The following is a 12,992-nucleotide window of genomic DNA, read 5'->3' on the forward strand; positions in this document are numbered from 1 at the left end:
CACGGCCTCGGGGCCCGGATTTCGTCGCCGCCCGCCCGTCGCACAGCACAATCGCCGCCGCGGGCAGCGCCGAACCGCCGGGCGGCCACCCGTACGTGTGAAGCGGGGAAGGTCGTGTTGTTCGGCCCGAACTGCGAAAACTAGCTTCCTCCCCGGAGGTGACGCACGGATGACTGTCTGTGCCATCGAGATCACGACGACGGCCCCGTTCACCATCGCCGCGGACGGGTCGTACGCGGCCCGGCTCGCCGGGGGCGGGGAGGCCCGGTACCCGGAGCGCTGGACCCTGGCCGGGCCCGAGCCGTACGCGGTGCCGCTGCCGCTCGCCCAGCCCGAGGAGGCCGACAGCGAGGTGCTGGCACTGGCCGACGGGCGGGTGCTGATCCACCGGCGGGTCGCGCAGCGGCACGCCTTCGCCCTGCTGTACCCGACGGGCGGCGCCGCGGACGGGCCGCGCACCGGGGAGCTCCCGCTGGGCTCGGTGGAGCCCGCGGACGACGGGGTACGGATCTCCCTGCTGCCCCCGTCCCCGGACGGATGCGGCGCCTTCGCCCTGGCCGCATCGGCCGCCGGGACCACGGTCTGGCAGGTGGCCGGAGGTGCCTTCGGGCAGGTCGCCCGGATCCCGGGCCGGTGCTCCGGCGGCGTCTGGCTGGACCGGGCCGGCCGGATGCTGGCGCTGGACCGCGAACTGGACGGCACCACCAAGGCCGTCGCGGTGGACCTGGGCCGCGGCGGCGAGGTCTCCCCGCTGCTCCAGATCACGGAGGGCAGCGACGACCGGCTGCTGCTGGCCGACCCCGACAGCGGGCTGCTGCTGATCCGCTCGGACGCCCCGGGCGAACCGCGCCTGGGCTGGGGGGTGCTGGGCAGCTCCCGCCCGGTGCGCTTCCCGGAGTGCCTGCGCGGGGAGGCCGGGACCCCGTTCGCGGTGCAGCCGGGCCAGGTCCTGATGCCGGAGAGCTGCGGGGTCGCGCTCCGGCTGGAGGACGGCGGGATCGGGCTGTGGCGTCCCGTCGACCGGCACGTCTTCCGGCTCCCCGCGCCCGACGGCTGGCTCGGGACCGGGCTGTGGAGCCCGCAGGGCCGCCTGCACCTCCCGTACGCGACCCCCGAGACCCCTTGCGGGGTCACGGGGCTGACCCTGCCGGTGTCCCCGCCGCCCCCGGTCCGGCTGGATCCGCCGCCGGCGGCCGCGCCCCGGCCCGTACCACTGCAGCAGGCTCCGCTCTAGATCTCGCAGGGTCCCGCCCGCCCCGCGGCCCCGCGAGGCGGGTCCGCGGAGGGAGGGGCGTCAATGAATTCTTGACAACTCGATCATGTCAATGTTTTCTTGACGCATGTCGATCTTGAATTCGAAGACCGGGCACCGGGTCGCCCTTCCCGCCGCGCCCTCCATGGCCGCCGCACTGCCGCTCGCCGTCAGCCTGCCCGCCATGGCGGTGGTGTTCGGCGACCGGCTCGGCACCTTCGCCACCGTCGCCCTGATCGCCGCGGGCCTCGTACTCATCGCCTGCACGGCCGGCCTGGCCGCCCGGACGGCGGCCCGCGAAGCCGAGCGGGCGCGCCGCGACGAGGAAGTCCTCGACGCCCTCGAACCGCTTTCGGGGCTGCGCCGATGAACGACGGACCCCTGCTCCACCCCGCGGAGATGGACCGGATCCGGGAAGGGATCGCCGCAGCCGTCCTCGGCGCCCCCGAGGGGCTGGCCGACTCGCTCGAACACGACCCCCACGGATACCTGCGCCTGGTGGGCGCCTCGCGCGTCGGAGCCGAGGAGGCGAGCCGCCTGCTGCGCGAGGCCGTCCAAGGCGCCAGGGCCGCTGGCCACAGCTGGGACACGGTGGGCCGCGTCCTGGGGGTGAGCCGTCAGGCCGCCCAGCAGCGCTTCACGGACAAGACCGCCGGCTCGCCGTCACGGCCCGCCTTGGGGCCGAACGCCCCGAAGCGCCGCACCCTCAGCGGACTGACCGCGTTCAACGAGATGGCCGCCCTGGACGAGGCTGGCCGCGACGGCTGGCACGTGGTCGGCTACGGCCCCTTCTTCCACGAGGTGGAGGCGTCCGGCCACCCGTGGGAGCACTGCCGGGTGCCGCTCCCCTCCATCGCGCGGCACCGGCGGATGGAGTCGGAAGGCTGGATCCCGGTCGGCGCCGGCTGGTTCCCGTGGCGCTACTACAAGCGGCCCCTTCCCCCGGCCTAGACCGTCTCCCGCGGCTCCGGCCATGATCGGCCGGACATCCCCTAGTCGTGCTTGAGGCCGAGGACCTCCGCCGCGGCGAAGGTCTCGCCGGCCGGACGGGAGTCGTAGTGCGCGGTGAGCAGTCCGTCCAGCTCCTCGTAGGAGAAGGCCTCCTTCGCGGTGTCGAACTTCGCCGCCACCTTCGGGCGTTCCATCACGACCACGATGCCGCCGTGGACCACGAAAAGCTGCCCGTTGGCCTTGGCCGAGGCCGGCGAGGCGAGGTACCCGACGAGCGGGGCGACGTGCTCGGGGGCCAGCGGGTCGAGCTTGCCGTCCTGCGGGAGCTGGAAGCCGGCGAAGACGTCTTCCGTCATCCGGGTCCGGGCGCGCGGGCAGATGGCGTTGGCCGTCACCCCGTACTTGGCCAGCGCCAGGGCGGTCGAGGTGGTCAGACCCACGATGCCGCCCTTGGCCGCCGCGTAGTTCGGCTGGCCGGCCGAGCCGCCGAGGAAGGCCTCGGAGGAGGTGTTGACGATCCGGCCGTAGACCGGTCCGCCCGCCGCCTTCGAGCGCTCGCGCCAGTGCACGGAGGCGAAGTGCGTGGTGTTGAAGTGGCCCTTGAGGTGGACCCGGATCACCGAGTCCCATTCCTCCTCCGACATGGAGAAGACCATCCGGTCGCGCAGGATTCCCGCGTTGTTGACCAGGACGTCGAGCTTCCCGAAGCTGCCGACCGCCAGCTCCACCAGCTCGCGCGCCTGGTCGAAGTCGGCCACGTCGCCGAGGTGCGCCACCGCTTGCCCGCCCGCGGCGCGGATCTCCGCGGCCACCTCCTCCGCCGGGGCGGCCGAGGCCTCTCCTGAGCCGTCCCGTCCGCTCTGGCCGAAGTCGTTGACGACCACGCTCGCGCCCAGTCGCGCGAGCTCGATCGCCTCGGCCCGGCCCAGTCCTCGGCCGGCGCCGGTGACGATGGCGGACAGTCCCTCGAGTGGGAGTGACATCTACCGGATTCCTCTCAGAGTTCGATGCAGGTGCGCAGGGCCACGCCCGTACGCATCTGGTCGAGGGCGTCGTTGATCTCGCCGAGGTGCACCCGGTGGGTGATCAGGCCCGCCAGGTCCACCCGGCCCGCCCGCCACAGCGCGATGGTGCGCTCGTACGAACGGAGCACGTCCCCGCCCCCGTACATCGACGGCAGGATCTTCTTCTCGTCGAAGAACAGCGAGAACATGTTGATCGAGTAGTTGTCGTCGAGCGCGCCCGCGCCGACCACGACGACGGAGCCGCCGCGCCGGGTCATCTCGTACGCGGTGTGCGTGGTGGCGGACTTGCCGACGACCTCGAAGACGTAGTCGAAGCCCTCGCCGGCCGTGATCCGGTTCTTGGCGTCGCCGAAGGCCTCCGGTGCGACCGCCTCGGTGGCGCCGAAGCGCAGCGCCGCCTCCCGCCGGGAGGCCACCGGGTCCACGGCGATGATCTGCGCCGCGCCCTGCACCTTGGCGCCCTGGATGACGGAGATGCCGACGCCGCCGCAGCCGATGACGGCGACCGAGGACCCGGCCTCCACCTTGGCGGTGTTGATGGCGGCGCCGAGGCCGGTGGTCACCCCGCAGCCGATCAGCGCGGCGATGTCGTACGGCAGGTCGTCGGGGATCGGCACGGCGCACGCGGCGGGCACCACCATCTCCTCGGCGAAGGTGCCGGTGCCGGCGAAGCCGAAGATGTCCCCGCCGCCCGCGCGGCGGAAGTTGGGCGTGGCCACGTTCGCGAAGGACTCCAGGCACAGGTGGCCCTGGCCGCGCTTGCAGGCGGGGCAGTGTCCGCACGGCGGCAGCCAGCAGACGAGCACCCGGTCGCCGATGGCGTGGCCGGTGACCCCGTCGCCGACGTCCACGATCTCGCCCGAGCCCTCGTGGCCGGGTATGAAGGGGGCGGGCTGCGGCAGCACGCCGCTCATCGCGGAGAGGTCCGAATGGCACAGGCCGGTGGCCTTGATGCGGATCCTGACCTTGCCGGGGCCGAAGCCCGCGGTCTCCATGTCGTCGACGACTTCGAGCTTGTCCTGGCCTATCTCGCTCTGCAGTGCTGCGCGCACGGTGCGGCTCCTTGTGTGTCGCGAGGGTCTGGCGTTACGCGTGTTCGACGACGGTGTCGGCGAGGACCGGCGCGTCGTCCCGGTCGACGGCGGTCACCGCGACCCGGACCTGCCCGGGCTCCTCCCACATGCGGATCCGCAGGGTCTCGCCCGGGAAGACGATCCCGGCGAAGCGTGTGCGGTAGGCGCGGACCCGGGAGACGTCCCCGCCGAGCGCCGTGTCGACGACGGCCTTGAGGGTCATCCCGTACGAGCACAGGCCGTGCAGGATCGGCCGGTCGAAGCCGGCCAGTTTGGCGAACTCGGGGTCGGCGTGCAGGGGGTTCCAGTCGCCGGACAGCCGGTACAGGAGCGCCTGCTCCTCCCGGATGTGCCGCTCCTCGATCCGGTCGGGCGCCCGCTCGGGCAGCTCGGACGAGACGGAGGGGCCGCGGTCGCCGCCGAAGCCGCCCTCGCCGCGTACGAAGATCTGCGCGTCGCTGGTCCACAGCGGCCCGTCGGCGTCCGCCACCTCCGTGCGCAGCACGATCACCGCCGCCTTGCCCTTGTCGTAGAGGGCGGCGACCTTGGCGGAGGAGGTGGCGCTGCCCTTGACCGGGATGGGCCGGTGCAGCTCGATGGACTGGCCGCCGTGCAGGACGTGGGCGAGGTTGACCTCGATCCCGGGCGCGGCGAGGCCGCCCATCATGGCCATGCCGGCGCCGGCCACGGTCGCGAAGCTGGGGAGTACGTGGAGCTTGGACTCCAGGGTGTAGCGCAGTTCGTCGGGGTCGGTGGCGGGGCGGCCGGCCCCGAGGCCGAGGTGGTAGAGCTGGATGTCCTTGTGGTCCCAGGCGATCTCCCCCTGGCGGGGGTCTGCGGCGAGGGCCCTGGCGGCATCGATCGGCATTGAGGATGCTGCTCCTTGTTCGGTTCTTCGGTTCGCATTGCGTGGAAGACCTCGGTGCGGCCGTCCGCACCGTCGGCCGCACCGAGGTCGTTTGCGGGACCGGTTCTAGAACGCGTTCTAGGGTCGGTGAAGGCATGTATAACGCACGTCCCACCAGTTGGGAAGACTCCTGACTACGTGTCAGGACGCGTTTGGCCGAGGCGTGTTGCCGGGAAGCGCGACGGGTCGGGACTTAGGCTTGCGGGGTGGACGAGATGCCCCGGAATTTCCGTACGACCAGGTCACTGAGGGTCCTGCTGGCGGAGGGCCCCGGCACCCCGGCCGGTGCGCTCGCCGTCCTGCTCGGACTGGAGCCGGATCTCGACGTGGTCGCCCGAGTCGCGCCCGGCGCGGACGTGGGCGCCGCGGCGCTGACGGCCTGTCCCGCGGTGGCGCTCGTGGACGCGGACCGGCCGGAGGTGCTCGCGGAGGTGGCGGCGGTGTGCCGCGAGGCCCCGGAGTGCCGGGTGCTGCTGCTGGCCGGTTCGGCCCGGCCGGGACTGGTCGAGGGGGCGCTCGCCGCGGGGGCGGCAGGGGTGGTGCTGCGCGACGACCCTCCCGGAGCGCTGGCCGACGCCGTCCGCCGCGCCGTGACGGGCGAGGCCGTCACGGACCCGACGCTCGAAGCGTAGGGCGTCGCGCGAGGGGCGGGGCGGGGCGGGTGGCCGATACCGGCCGGCGATTTGACGGATTCCACCGCAGCGCCGGTCCGCTCACCGGACCAGGATGAGGCTCCCTCAACCAAGCTTTGTGGAGAAGGAATCATGCGCATATCCGCCCTTCCCGCCGCCATCGCCCTGGTGGCCGCCACGCTCGCCGCGGGAGCGGCGCCGGCCGCCGCCGACACCCCCGGCCCGATCCTCACGGTGGAGCTGGAGGCCGGCACCGCCGCCCTCCACCACAACACCGCGAAGGTGACCTACCAGCGCGTCGACGGCGCGGTGAACTCGGTCAAGATCATCTCGGTGGAGATCGTCAGCGGCGAGCGCGACTGCGCCTGGGTGTCGTGGAACGACCCGCACGACGTGACCGGCTGGTCCAACCTGACCAGCGAGCCCTCCTGCAACGGCACCGGGCTGATCGAGTCGCACGACCAGATCATCAAGGCGCCGGCCGGCCACCCGCTCAAGGTGCGCCTGGCCGGCGACCACCTCGGCGAAGTGGTGCACAAGGACATCGAGAAGCTCTGACCGGCGCCCCGGACGGGGTCAGCCCCTGCGCAGCATCGTCACCACCGCCGCGCCGCCCAGGCCGATGTTGTGGGCCAGGGCGGTCCGGGCGCCCGGGACCTGGCGGGCGCCGGCCTGGCCGCGCAGCTGCCAGACCAGTTCCGCCGCCTGCGCCAGACCCGTCGCGCCCAGCGGGTGCCCCTTCGAGATCAGGCCCCCGGAGGGGTTCACCACCCACCGCCCGCCGTAGGTGGTCGCGCCCGACTCCACCAGCTTGCCGCCGGCGCCCTCGTCGCACATGCCCAGCGCCTCGTACGTCAGCAGCTCGTTGACCGAGAAGCAGTCGTGCAGCTCGATCACGTCCACGTCCTCGATCCCGAGCCCGGACGCCGAGAACACCTGCCGCCCCGCGGCCCGCGTCATCGGCTTGCCGACCACGTCGATGCAGGAGCCGGAGGCGAACGAGGCCTCCGTGTCCGTCGTCATCGCCTGCGCGACGATCTCCACCGCCTTGTCGTGCAGCCCGTGCCGCACCACGAACCGCTCCGAGACGACGACCGCCGCCGCGGCCCCGTCGGAGGTCGGCGAGCACTGCAGCTTCGTCAGCGGCGTGTGGATCGGCTTGGCCCCGAGGATCTCGTCCACCGTGTACACGTCCTGGAACTGCGCGTTCGGGTTGTTCGCCGAGTGCCGGTGGTTCTTCGCCCCCACCATGGCCAGCTGCGCGGCCGTGGTCCCGTACCGCTCCATGTGCTCGCGCGCCGCGTTCCCGAAGATCTGCGCGGTCGGCGGGGACATCTCGAAGCCGTGCCCGGCGGCCATGATCCCGTAGTGCCGGGCCACCGGCGAGGTCTTGAAGTCCCCTCCGTCGGCGCCGCCGCCCAGCGCGCCCTTCTTCATCTTCTCGAAGCCCAGCGCCAGCACGCAGTCGCTGATCCCGCCCTCCACGAACTGCCGCGCCATCATCAGCGCCGTCGAGCCCGTCGCGCAGTTGTTGTTCACGTTGTAGACCGGGACCCCGGTCAGCCCCAGCTCGTACGCGGCCCGCTGGCCGGCCGTGGAGGCCTGGAAGCAGTACCCCACCGGGACCTGTTCCACCTGGTCGTACGCGATCCCCGCGTCAGCCAGCGCCGCCGTCCCGGCCTCCTTCGCCATGTCCCAGTACTGCCAGTCCCGCGACTCCGGCTTCTCGAACTTCGTCATGCCGACGCCCACGATGTACGACTTCATCACTGCTGCCCCTCAGTCCCTGGGAAGGCCGAGAATCCGCTCGGCGACGACGTTGAGCTGGACCTGCGTGGTGCCCCCGGCGATGGTCAGGCAGCGGGACATGAGCATCCCGTGCACCGCCCGCTCCCCCGCCCCCTCCCGCACCGCGCCCGCCGGGCCCAGCAGTTCGAGCGCGAGCTCGGCGGTCCGCTGCTGGTGCGGTGTCTGGACGAGCTTGCGTACGGAGGCACCGGCTCCGGGCTCCAGACCCGACACCTGCTGGAGCGTGGTGCGCAGCCCGATGCAGGCCAGGGCGTGCGCCTCGGCGGTGAGCGCGCCGATCCGCGCCCGGTACGCGCCGTCGAGCTCGGCCGAGCGCGCGATCAGAGCCTCCAGACCGGTGTCGAAGGTCATCTGGTCGGCCATGTGGACCCGCTCGTTGCCGAGCGTGTTGCGGGCGACCTTCCACCCCCCGTCGACCGCCCCGACCAGGGCGTCCGCGGGCAGCACCACGTCGTCGAACCAGACCTCGTTGAACAGCGCCTCTCCGGTGATCTCCCTGAGCGGGCGCACGTCGATGCCGGGGGTGCCCCGCATGTCGACCACGAAGTAGCCGAGCCCCTTGTGCTTGGGGGCGGCCGGATCGGTCCGGGCCAGCAGGATCCCGAAGTCGGCGCTGTGCGCGGAACTCGTCCACACCTTCTGTCCGTTGACCTTCCAGCAGCCGTCCGCCGTCCGCTCCGCCCTGGTCCGCAGCGAGGCCAGGTCCGAGCCCGCGCCCGGCTCGGAGAAGAGCTGGCACCAGGTGAGCTCGCCGCGCAGCGTGGGCGCGACGTACGCCTCGCGCTGTTCTTCCGTCCCGTACGCGAGCAGCGAGGGCACGACCCAGGTGGCGATCCCGAGGTCGGCGATCTTGACCCCGGCCGCCGCCAGCTCCTGCTGCACGACGAGCTGTTCGACGGGTCCGGCGCCGATCCCGTACGGGGGCGGCAGGTAGGGGGCCGCGTACCCGGTGGGCGCCAGGATCCGGCGGGCGGCGGCCGGATCGAGACCGCGCGCGTCCTCGACGGCGGCCCGGGCCCGCTCCCGGTACGTCTCGGCCCGGGCGGGCAGTTCGAGGCGCAGCTCCCGCCGCGCGCCGCCGGCCGCGAGCCGTACCGCCCGTACGCGGTGCCCGTCCCCGGCGCCGAGCAGCTGCCGGGCCACGATCGTGCGGCGCAGGTGGATGTGGGCCTCGTGCTCCCAGGTGAAGCCGATGCCGCCGAGGATCTGGATGCAGTCCTTGGCGCAGGAGTACGCGGCGTCGAGCGCGCTCCCGGCGGCGAGCGCCGCCACGAGCGAGCGCACCTGCGCCGGCTCGTCCGCCGCCTGGGCTGCGTCCCAGGCCAGGGCCCGGGCCTGTTCGAGGCGTACGAGCATGTCGGCGCACAGGTGCTTGACGCCCTGGAACCGCCCGATGGGGCGGCCGAACTGTTCGCGGACCTTGGCGTGTTCGGCGGCGGTGTGCACAGCCCAGGCGGCGGTGCCGCAGGCGTCGGCGGCGAACAGCGCGCAGGCCAGGTCCCGGACGAGGGCCGCGTCGAGATCGAGGGCGCGGTCGGCCGTGACGGCGACCCCGCGGGCGCGCACCTCGGCGGTGGGCCGGGTCGGGTCGGCGCTGTCGTGCGTACGGATGTCCAGCGCGGCGGCGTCCACGGCGAACCAGCACGTCCCGTGCGCGGCTTCGGCGGCGAGCAGGACGAGGTCGGCCTCGCCGGCGCCGAGCACCGGGGGCGCGAGCCCGTCGAGGAGGTGCCCGCCGCCCTCGACGGCGACGGCGGTCAGGCTGCCGGGGCCGAGGGCGACGGCGCCGACCCTCCCCGCGAGGGGCTGCGCCCCGGCCCGGTCGAGCAGTACGGAGGCCAGCGCGCTCGGCAGGAACGCCCCGGGCAGCGCCGCCCGGGCGGCCTCCTCGACGACGACGGCCAGGTCGAGCAGGGTGCCGCCCTCCAGGTGCGGCTCCAGCAGCCCCTGCGCGGCCATCGCGTCCCAGTAGGCGGGCCGCACCCCGGTCCGCGGCGGGGTGTCGAGCAGTTTGCGCACCTCTTCGGGCGGCACGGCGCGCGCCGCCCAGCCGCGCACCGCCGCGGCCAACTCCCGCTGTTCTTGCGTGATTCCGATGCCCATGGCGGGCAGGCTAGAACACGTTCCAATCTGACGGAAGGTCAGATGACTGTGTTCCTTCGCCGGGGTACCGGAACCGCGGGATCAGGACCGCTGGTAGTAGTAGCCGTCGCCGTGCGCGGGCCCCACGTTGTGCTGGAGTCCGCTCGGCTCGCTCTTCGTGAAGAACGACGCGTCCAGCACCCCGCAGAACTGGCCGTTCGACTTGCTCCTGTCCACGGCCGCCGAACCGATGTTGATGCGGCTGCCGCCGGAGGCCACCGACACCACCTTGGCCATGTTCTCGCAATGGCCCATGTTGGAATCGCTGACCAGCCGGACCGCCCCGGTCCGCGACACGGTCACCGTGACCGGCTGGTCGATGTTGAACTGCTCCTTGTACTCCCAGGAGCCCACGAAGTACGCGGGAACCGCGTCTCCGCCGGACGAGCCCCCGCCGCCCGGGGTACCCCCGCCACCCGGCGAGCCCCCTCCGCCCGGCGGGGTACCGGAGCCGCCGCCCGCCGGGCCCGACCCCCCGGGGCCTGAGCCCGTACCGGTGCCCCCGGCGGCGGGACCCGCGCCGGTGCCCGTGTTTGCGCCGGTGCCCGCGCCGTTGCCGCCGCCCGGGGTCCCGGAGCCGCCGCCGGGCGCGCCCCCGCCCGCCGCCCCGCCCTGCGGGGCCTGCGGGCTCTGCGGGCCCGCGCCCGGCGAACCGCTCGCCCCGGAAGGCGAACCGCCGCCCCCGGGCGTCACGGGAGCACTGCTCGCGGGCGAGGCCTGCGGCGACGTGCCGCCCCCGAACGGCTGGATCAGGGCCACCGTGCCGCCGCCGATCGTGAGCACGAAGACCGCCGGTACCGCGATGGTCCACTGCCGCTTGCGCCGCCGCCCGCTCCCCGCGGCGGCGTCCAAGGCCGCCGGCCCCGCCGCCGGTGCGACGGGTTCGTCCTTCGGCCGCAGCCCGAGGGTCGCCCGGTCCGCGGGCTCCGAGCCGGCCTCCACCGTCTCCCGCTCCGGGGGCACCGCCTCCGCGTCGAGCAGCCGCGCCGCCTGCTGCGCGAGCCGTGCCACGACCTTCGGGGGCAGCCAGGCCCCGCCGCGCGCAACCGGGCGCACCCGCTCCGGATCGGCCAGCAGCTCCTCCACGCCGGGCCGCTCGTCGACGCTCTTGGCGAGGCAGCGGCCGATGAGCGCTCGCAGCGCCTCGTCGCCGACCTGCTCCAGATCCGGCTCGGCCTCCACGATCTGGAACATCACCGCGTGCTGGTTGGAGACACCGGCCCCGAAGGGCAGCCGGCCGGTGGCCGCGTACACGAGGACGCAGCCGAGCGTGAACACGTCGCTCTTCGCCCCCGCCCGCTGCCCGCGCACCTGCTCGGGCGACATGAACCCGGGCGAGCCGACGATCATGCCGGTACTGGTGAGCAGCGATTCGACGGAGGTCTCCAGGGCCCGCGAGATGCCGAAGTCGATGACGCGCGTGCCCTCGACGGTCAGCATCACGTTCGACGGCTTGAGGTCGCGGTGCACGATCCCGGCGGAGTGGATGTCCGCCAGCGCGTGCAGCAGCCCGTCGGCGAGGGCGTGCACGGACTCCACGGGCAGGGGGCCGTGCCGGCGCACGATCTGCTCCAGCGACAGCCCCGGCACGTATCCGGTCGCGACCCACGGCCGTTCGGCATCGGGGTCCGAGTCGATGACGGGTGCGGTGTACCGCTCGCCGACGCGCCGGGCGGCATCGATCTCACGTCTGAAGCGGGCCCGGAACTGCGCGTTCGAGACGTGCTCCTCGTGCACCACCTTCACCGCGACGGTCCGCCCGCCCTCGGACCGGGCCAGGTACACCCGCCCCATGCCGCCGGCGCCGAGCCGCCCGAGCAGCAGGTACGGACCTATTCGGCTCGGATCGGTGGCCGCGAGCGGCTTGATGCCGCCGTCGACGTTGTCGTCCTGGTCGTCACTGACCCCACTGCTCATGCTGCCCGTTCCCCCGTCATCCCCTGTGGTCGGCCGAACTGGCCTCAGGGTAAGCGGCTTTGGCGGGGAAGCCGGGCGCGGTTTCGGCCTGGCCGACTTCGGCTGCCGGTTGCGGGGCGGGTCCGGTTTCGCGGATCCGGCCCGCCCGGCACGCACTGGGGCCGGACCGGAACAGGTCATGTCCGGAAATCGCTCTAGATCCCTCCGCGCCAAATGACCGAATCTGGGGCGTTGACGCCGAGCCCAATTCATTTCAGGAAGGAAAAGACCGTGAATTGCATCACGTATGTGGACCTCCACCGGCACGTCGCCCAGGACATCCAGGCGGAATTGGAAGCCGCTGTCTCGACGCTCACTCCCGCTTCGGGGGCGGGCGCCGCCAGGAACGCCGTGAGCAGACTCCTCAGGCATCAAAAAATGCGGCATCCCCTCTCCGTGCTCCCGATGATGGTGCACGCCATCGAAACGGGAAACCCCGGACCGGCCGCCCCGCTGGCCGCCGTGCACGTGCTCTGGTGGACCTCGGCCTGCTACCTCGACGACCTCGCCGACGGGCACGGCACGACGGCCTCCGACAGCATCGGCCAGGACGAAGCGCTGCTGGCCTCGGTACTCAGCGGCACGGTGCTGCCGATCCGGATCATCCGCTCGCTCCCGGTACCGGCCGAAGTCCAGGTCGCGCTGACGGCCGAAGTCGCGACGGGCTGGGCGGTCGGCACCGAGGGACAGCTGACCGATATCGACGCCGACGCCGAGCACGCCACCCGGAAATCGGTGATCGAGACCTACCGCGGGAAATCCGGCGGACCGTACTCGATGATCACGGCGATGGCGGCGATATTGGCGGGCGCAAGTGGCGAAAGAGTGGAACTGTGGCGGGAGTTCGGATACGTATTCGGCATCCTGTGGCAGTTGTTCAACGATCAGGAAGACATCCTGACCGGCCGCAATGAAGACCTTCACAACGGGACGGTCACCTACCTGCTCACCTGCGCCCTCGACGACGCGGCCACACCGGCGGTCCGGGAGGACATCCTGGGCCGGAGCATCGCGGCACGCCGCTGCGGGCAGGCGCGCGCGGAGCTCGGCGGCCTCCTCCTCGCGCCGGACGTGCTCGACCGGTACGCCGCGGACCTCGACGCCTTCCGCGCCGAGGCCCACCGCCTGCTCTCCGTACTCGGGGGCCACGAGCGCCATCTGCCGGTCATGCGGCACCTGGTGGACCACTCGTCGCGGATGCTCCTGCGGGCGCATCTCGCCCCGGCCCCGGCCGCCGTGTAGGAC

Annotated in this window: 12 protein-coding genes; 6 read left to right on the top strand and 6 right to left on the bottom strand. The window is 73.0% G+C overall.

Going from position 1 to position 12,992, the window contains the following annotated elements; all coding sequences use genetic code 11:
- Positions 1-169: 169 nt before the first annotated feature.
- The 3 genes from ACFXGI_RS33140 (at position 170) to ACFXGI_RS33150 (ending at position 2,203) form a co-directional block, all read left to right on the top strand.
- Complete coding sequence (locus ACFXGI_RS33140) at positions 170-1,234, top strand: hypothetical protein (RefSeq protein WP_384714868.1); 1,065 nt, start codon at positions 170-172, stop codon at positions 1,232-1,234.
- Between the two features lie 106 nt (positions 1,235-1,340).
- Positions 1,341-1,622 carry a hypothetical protein gene (locus tag ACFXGI_RS33145; RefSeq protein WP_384714870.1) on the top strand — a complete coding sequence of 94 codons (282 nt, stop codon included), beginning with the start codon at positions 1,341-1,343 and terminating at the stop codon, positions 1,620-1,622.
- Positions 1,619-2,203, top strand: coding sequence for a hypothetical protein (locus ACFXGI_RS33150; protein ID WP_384714873.1), 585 nt, complete (start codon positions 1,619-1,621; stop codon positions 2,201-2,203). The genes ACFXGI_RS33145 and ACFXGI_RS33150 overlap by 4 nt, the downstream gene beginning before the upstream one ends.
- A gap of 41 nt (positions 2,204-2,244) precedes the next feature.
- Here ACFXGI_RS33150 and ACFXGI_RS33155 read toward each other — a convergent pair whose 3' ends face one another.
- The 3 genes from ACFXGI_RS33155 to ACFXGI_RS33165 are packed head-to-tail and all read right to left on the bottom strand — an operon-like array spanning position 2,245 to position 5,169.
- Positions 2,245-3,186 (bottom strand): 3-oxoacyl-ACP reductase, encoded by a 942-nt coding sequence (locus ACFXGI_RS33155; protein ID WP_384714876.1) that lies wholly within the window; start codon positions 3,184-3,186, stop codon positions 2,245-2,247.
- Between the two features lie 14 nt (positions 3,187-3,200).
- On the bottom strand, positions 3,201-4,280 hold the full coding sequence (locus ACFXGI_RS33160; RefSeq protein ID WP_384714878.1) for a Zn-dependent alcohol dehydrogenase: 1,080 nt from the start codon (positions 4,278-4,280) through the stop codon (positions 3,201-3,203).
- 34 nt (positions 4,281-4,314) lie between these two features.
- The gene (locus ACFXGI_RS33165; RefSeq protein ID WP_384714881.1) at positions 4,315-5,169 is read right to left on the bottom strand and encodes a MaoC/PaaZ C-terminal domain-containing protein; all 855 of its coding nucleotides are present in this window, start codon (positions 5,167-5,169) and stop codon (positions 4,315-4,317) included.
- 254 nt (positions 5,170-5,423) lie between these two features.
- Here ACFXGI_RS33165 and ACFXGI_RS33170 point away from each other — a divergent pair, with 254 nt between their 5' ends.
- Both ACFXGI_RS33170 and ACFXGI_RS33175 read left to right on the top strand, forming a co-directional pair.
- Entirely contained in the window at positions 5,424-5,840 is a 417-nt protein-coding gene (locus ACFXGI_RS33170) for a DNA-binding response regulator (protein ID WP_384714953.1), read from the top strand.
- A 132-nt stretch (positions 5,841-5,972) separates the two neighbouring features.
- On the top strand, positions 5,973-6,398 hold the full coding sequence (locus ACFXGI_RS33175) for a hypothetical protein (RefSeq protein WP_384714884.1): 426 nt from the start codon (positions 5,973-5,975) through the stop codon (positions 6,396-6,398).
- Positions 6,399-6,416: 18 nt separating this feature from the next.
- On the opposite strand, the gene ACFXGI_RS33180 is transcribed toward ACFXGI_RS33175, so the two are convergent.
- The 3 genes from ACFXGI_RS33180 to ACFXGI_RS33190 all read right to left on the bottom strand — a co-directional run bounded on the left by ACFXGI_RS33180 (position 6,417) and on the right by ACFXGI_RS33190 (position 11,708).
- Entirely contained in the window at positions 6,417-7,607 is a 1,191-nt protein-coding gene (locus tag ACFXGI_RS33180; protein WP_384714887.1) for a lipid-transfer protein, read from the bottom strand.
- Between the two features lie 12 nt (positions 7,608-7,619).
- Positions 7,620-9,752, bottom strand: a complete 2,133-nt coding sequence (locus tag ACFXGI_RS33185) for an acyl-CoA dehydrogenase (protein ID WP_384714890.1) — start codon at positions 9,750-9,752, stop codon at positions 7,620-7,622.
- Between the two features lie 81 nt (positions 9,753-9,833).
- Positions 9,834-11,708: a serine/threonine-protein kinase gene (locus ACFXGI_RS33190; RefSeq protein ID WP_384714893.1), complete on the bottom strand. Its 1,875-nt coding sequence runs from the start codon at positions 11,706-11,708 to the stop codon at positions 9,834-9,836.
- Between the two features lie 270 nt (positions 11,709-11,978).
- On the opposite strand from ACFXGI_RS33190, the gene ACFXGI_RS33195 reads away from it, so the two are divergent.
- Positions 11,979-12,989, top strand: coding sequence for a polyprenyl synthetase family protein (locus ACFXGI_RS33195; RefSeq protein WP_384714896.1), 1,011 nt, complete (start codon positions 11,979-11,981; stop codon positions 12,987-12,989).
- Positions 12,990-12,992 lie beyond the last annotated feature (3 nt).

Source organism: Streptomyces sp. NPDC059355 (assembly GCF_042752335.1).
GTDB lineage: Bacteria > Actinomycetota > Actinomycetes > Streptomycetales > Streptomycetaceae > Streptomyces.

What these genes read in the sequence shown, in the direction of transcription:
- ACFXGI_RS33190 (WP_384714893.1), bottom strand. Translation starts at nt 11,708, where the DNA reads ATGAGCAGTGGGGTCAGTGACGACCAGGACGACAACGTCGACGGCGGC.
- ACFXGI_RS33155 (WP_384714876.1), bottom strand. Translation starts at nt 3,186, where the DNA reads ATGTCACTCCCACTCGAGGGACTGTCCGCCATCGTCACCGGCGCCGGC.
- ACFXGI_RS33185 (WP_384714890.1), bottom strand. Translation starts at nt 9,752, where the DNA reads ATGGGCATCGGAATCACGCAAGAACAGCGGGAGTTGGCCGCGGCGGTG.
- ACFXGI_RS33175 (WP_384714884.1), top strand. Translation starts at nt 5,973, where the DNA reads ATGCGCATATCCGCCCTTCCCGCCGCCATCGCCCTGGTGGCCGCCACG.
- ACFXGI_RS33180 (WP_384714887.1), bottom strand. Translation starts at nt 7,607, where the DNA reads ATGAAGTCGTACATCGTGGGCGTCGGCATGACGAAGTTCGAGAAGCCG.
- ACFXGI_RS33165 (WP_384714881.1), bottom strand. Translation starts at nt 5,169, where the DNA reads ATGCCGATCGATGCCGCCAGGGCCCTCGCCGCAGACCCCCGCCAGGGG.
- ACFXGI_RS33140 (WP_384714868.1), top strand. Translation starts at nt 170, where the DNA reads ATGACTGTCTGTGCCATCGAGATCACGACGACGGCCCCGTTCACCATC.
- ACFXGI_RS33170 (WP_384714953.1), top strand. Translation starts at nt 5,424, where the DNA reads ATGCCCCGGAATTTCCGTACGACCAGGTCACTGAGGGTCCTGCTGGCG.
- ACFXGI_RS33150 (WP_384714873.1), top strand. Translation starts at nt 1,619, where the DNA reads ATGAACGACGGACCCCTGCTCCACCCCGCGGAGATGGACCGGATCCGG.
- ACFXGI_RS33145 (WP_384714870.1), top strand. Translation starts at nt 1,341, where the DNA reads ATGTCGATCTTGAATTCGAAGACCGGGCACCGGGTCGCCCTTCCCGCC.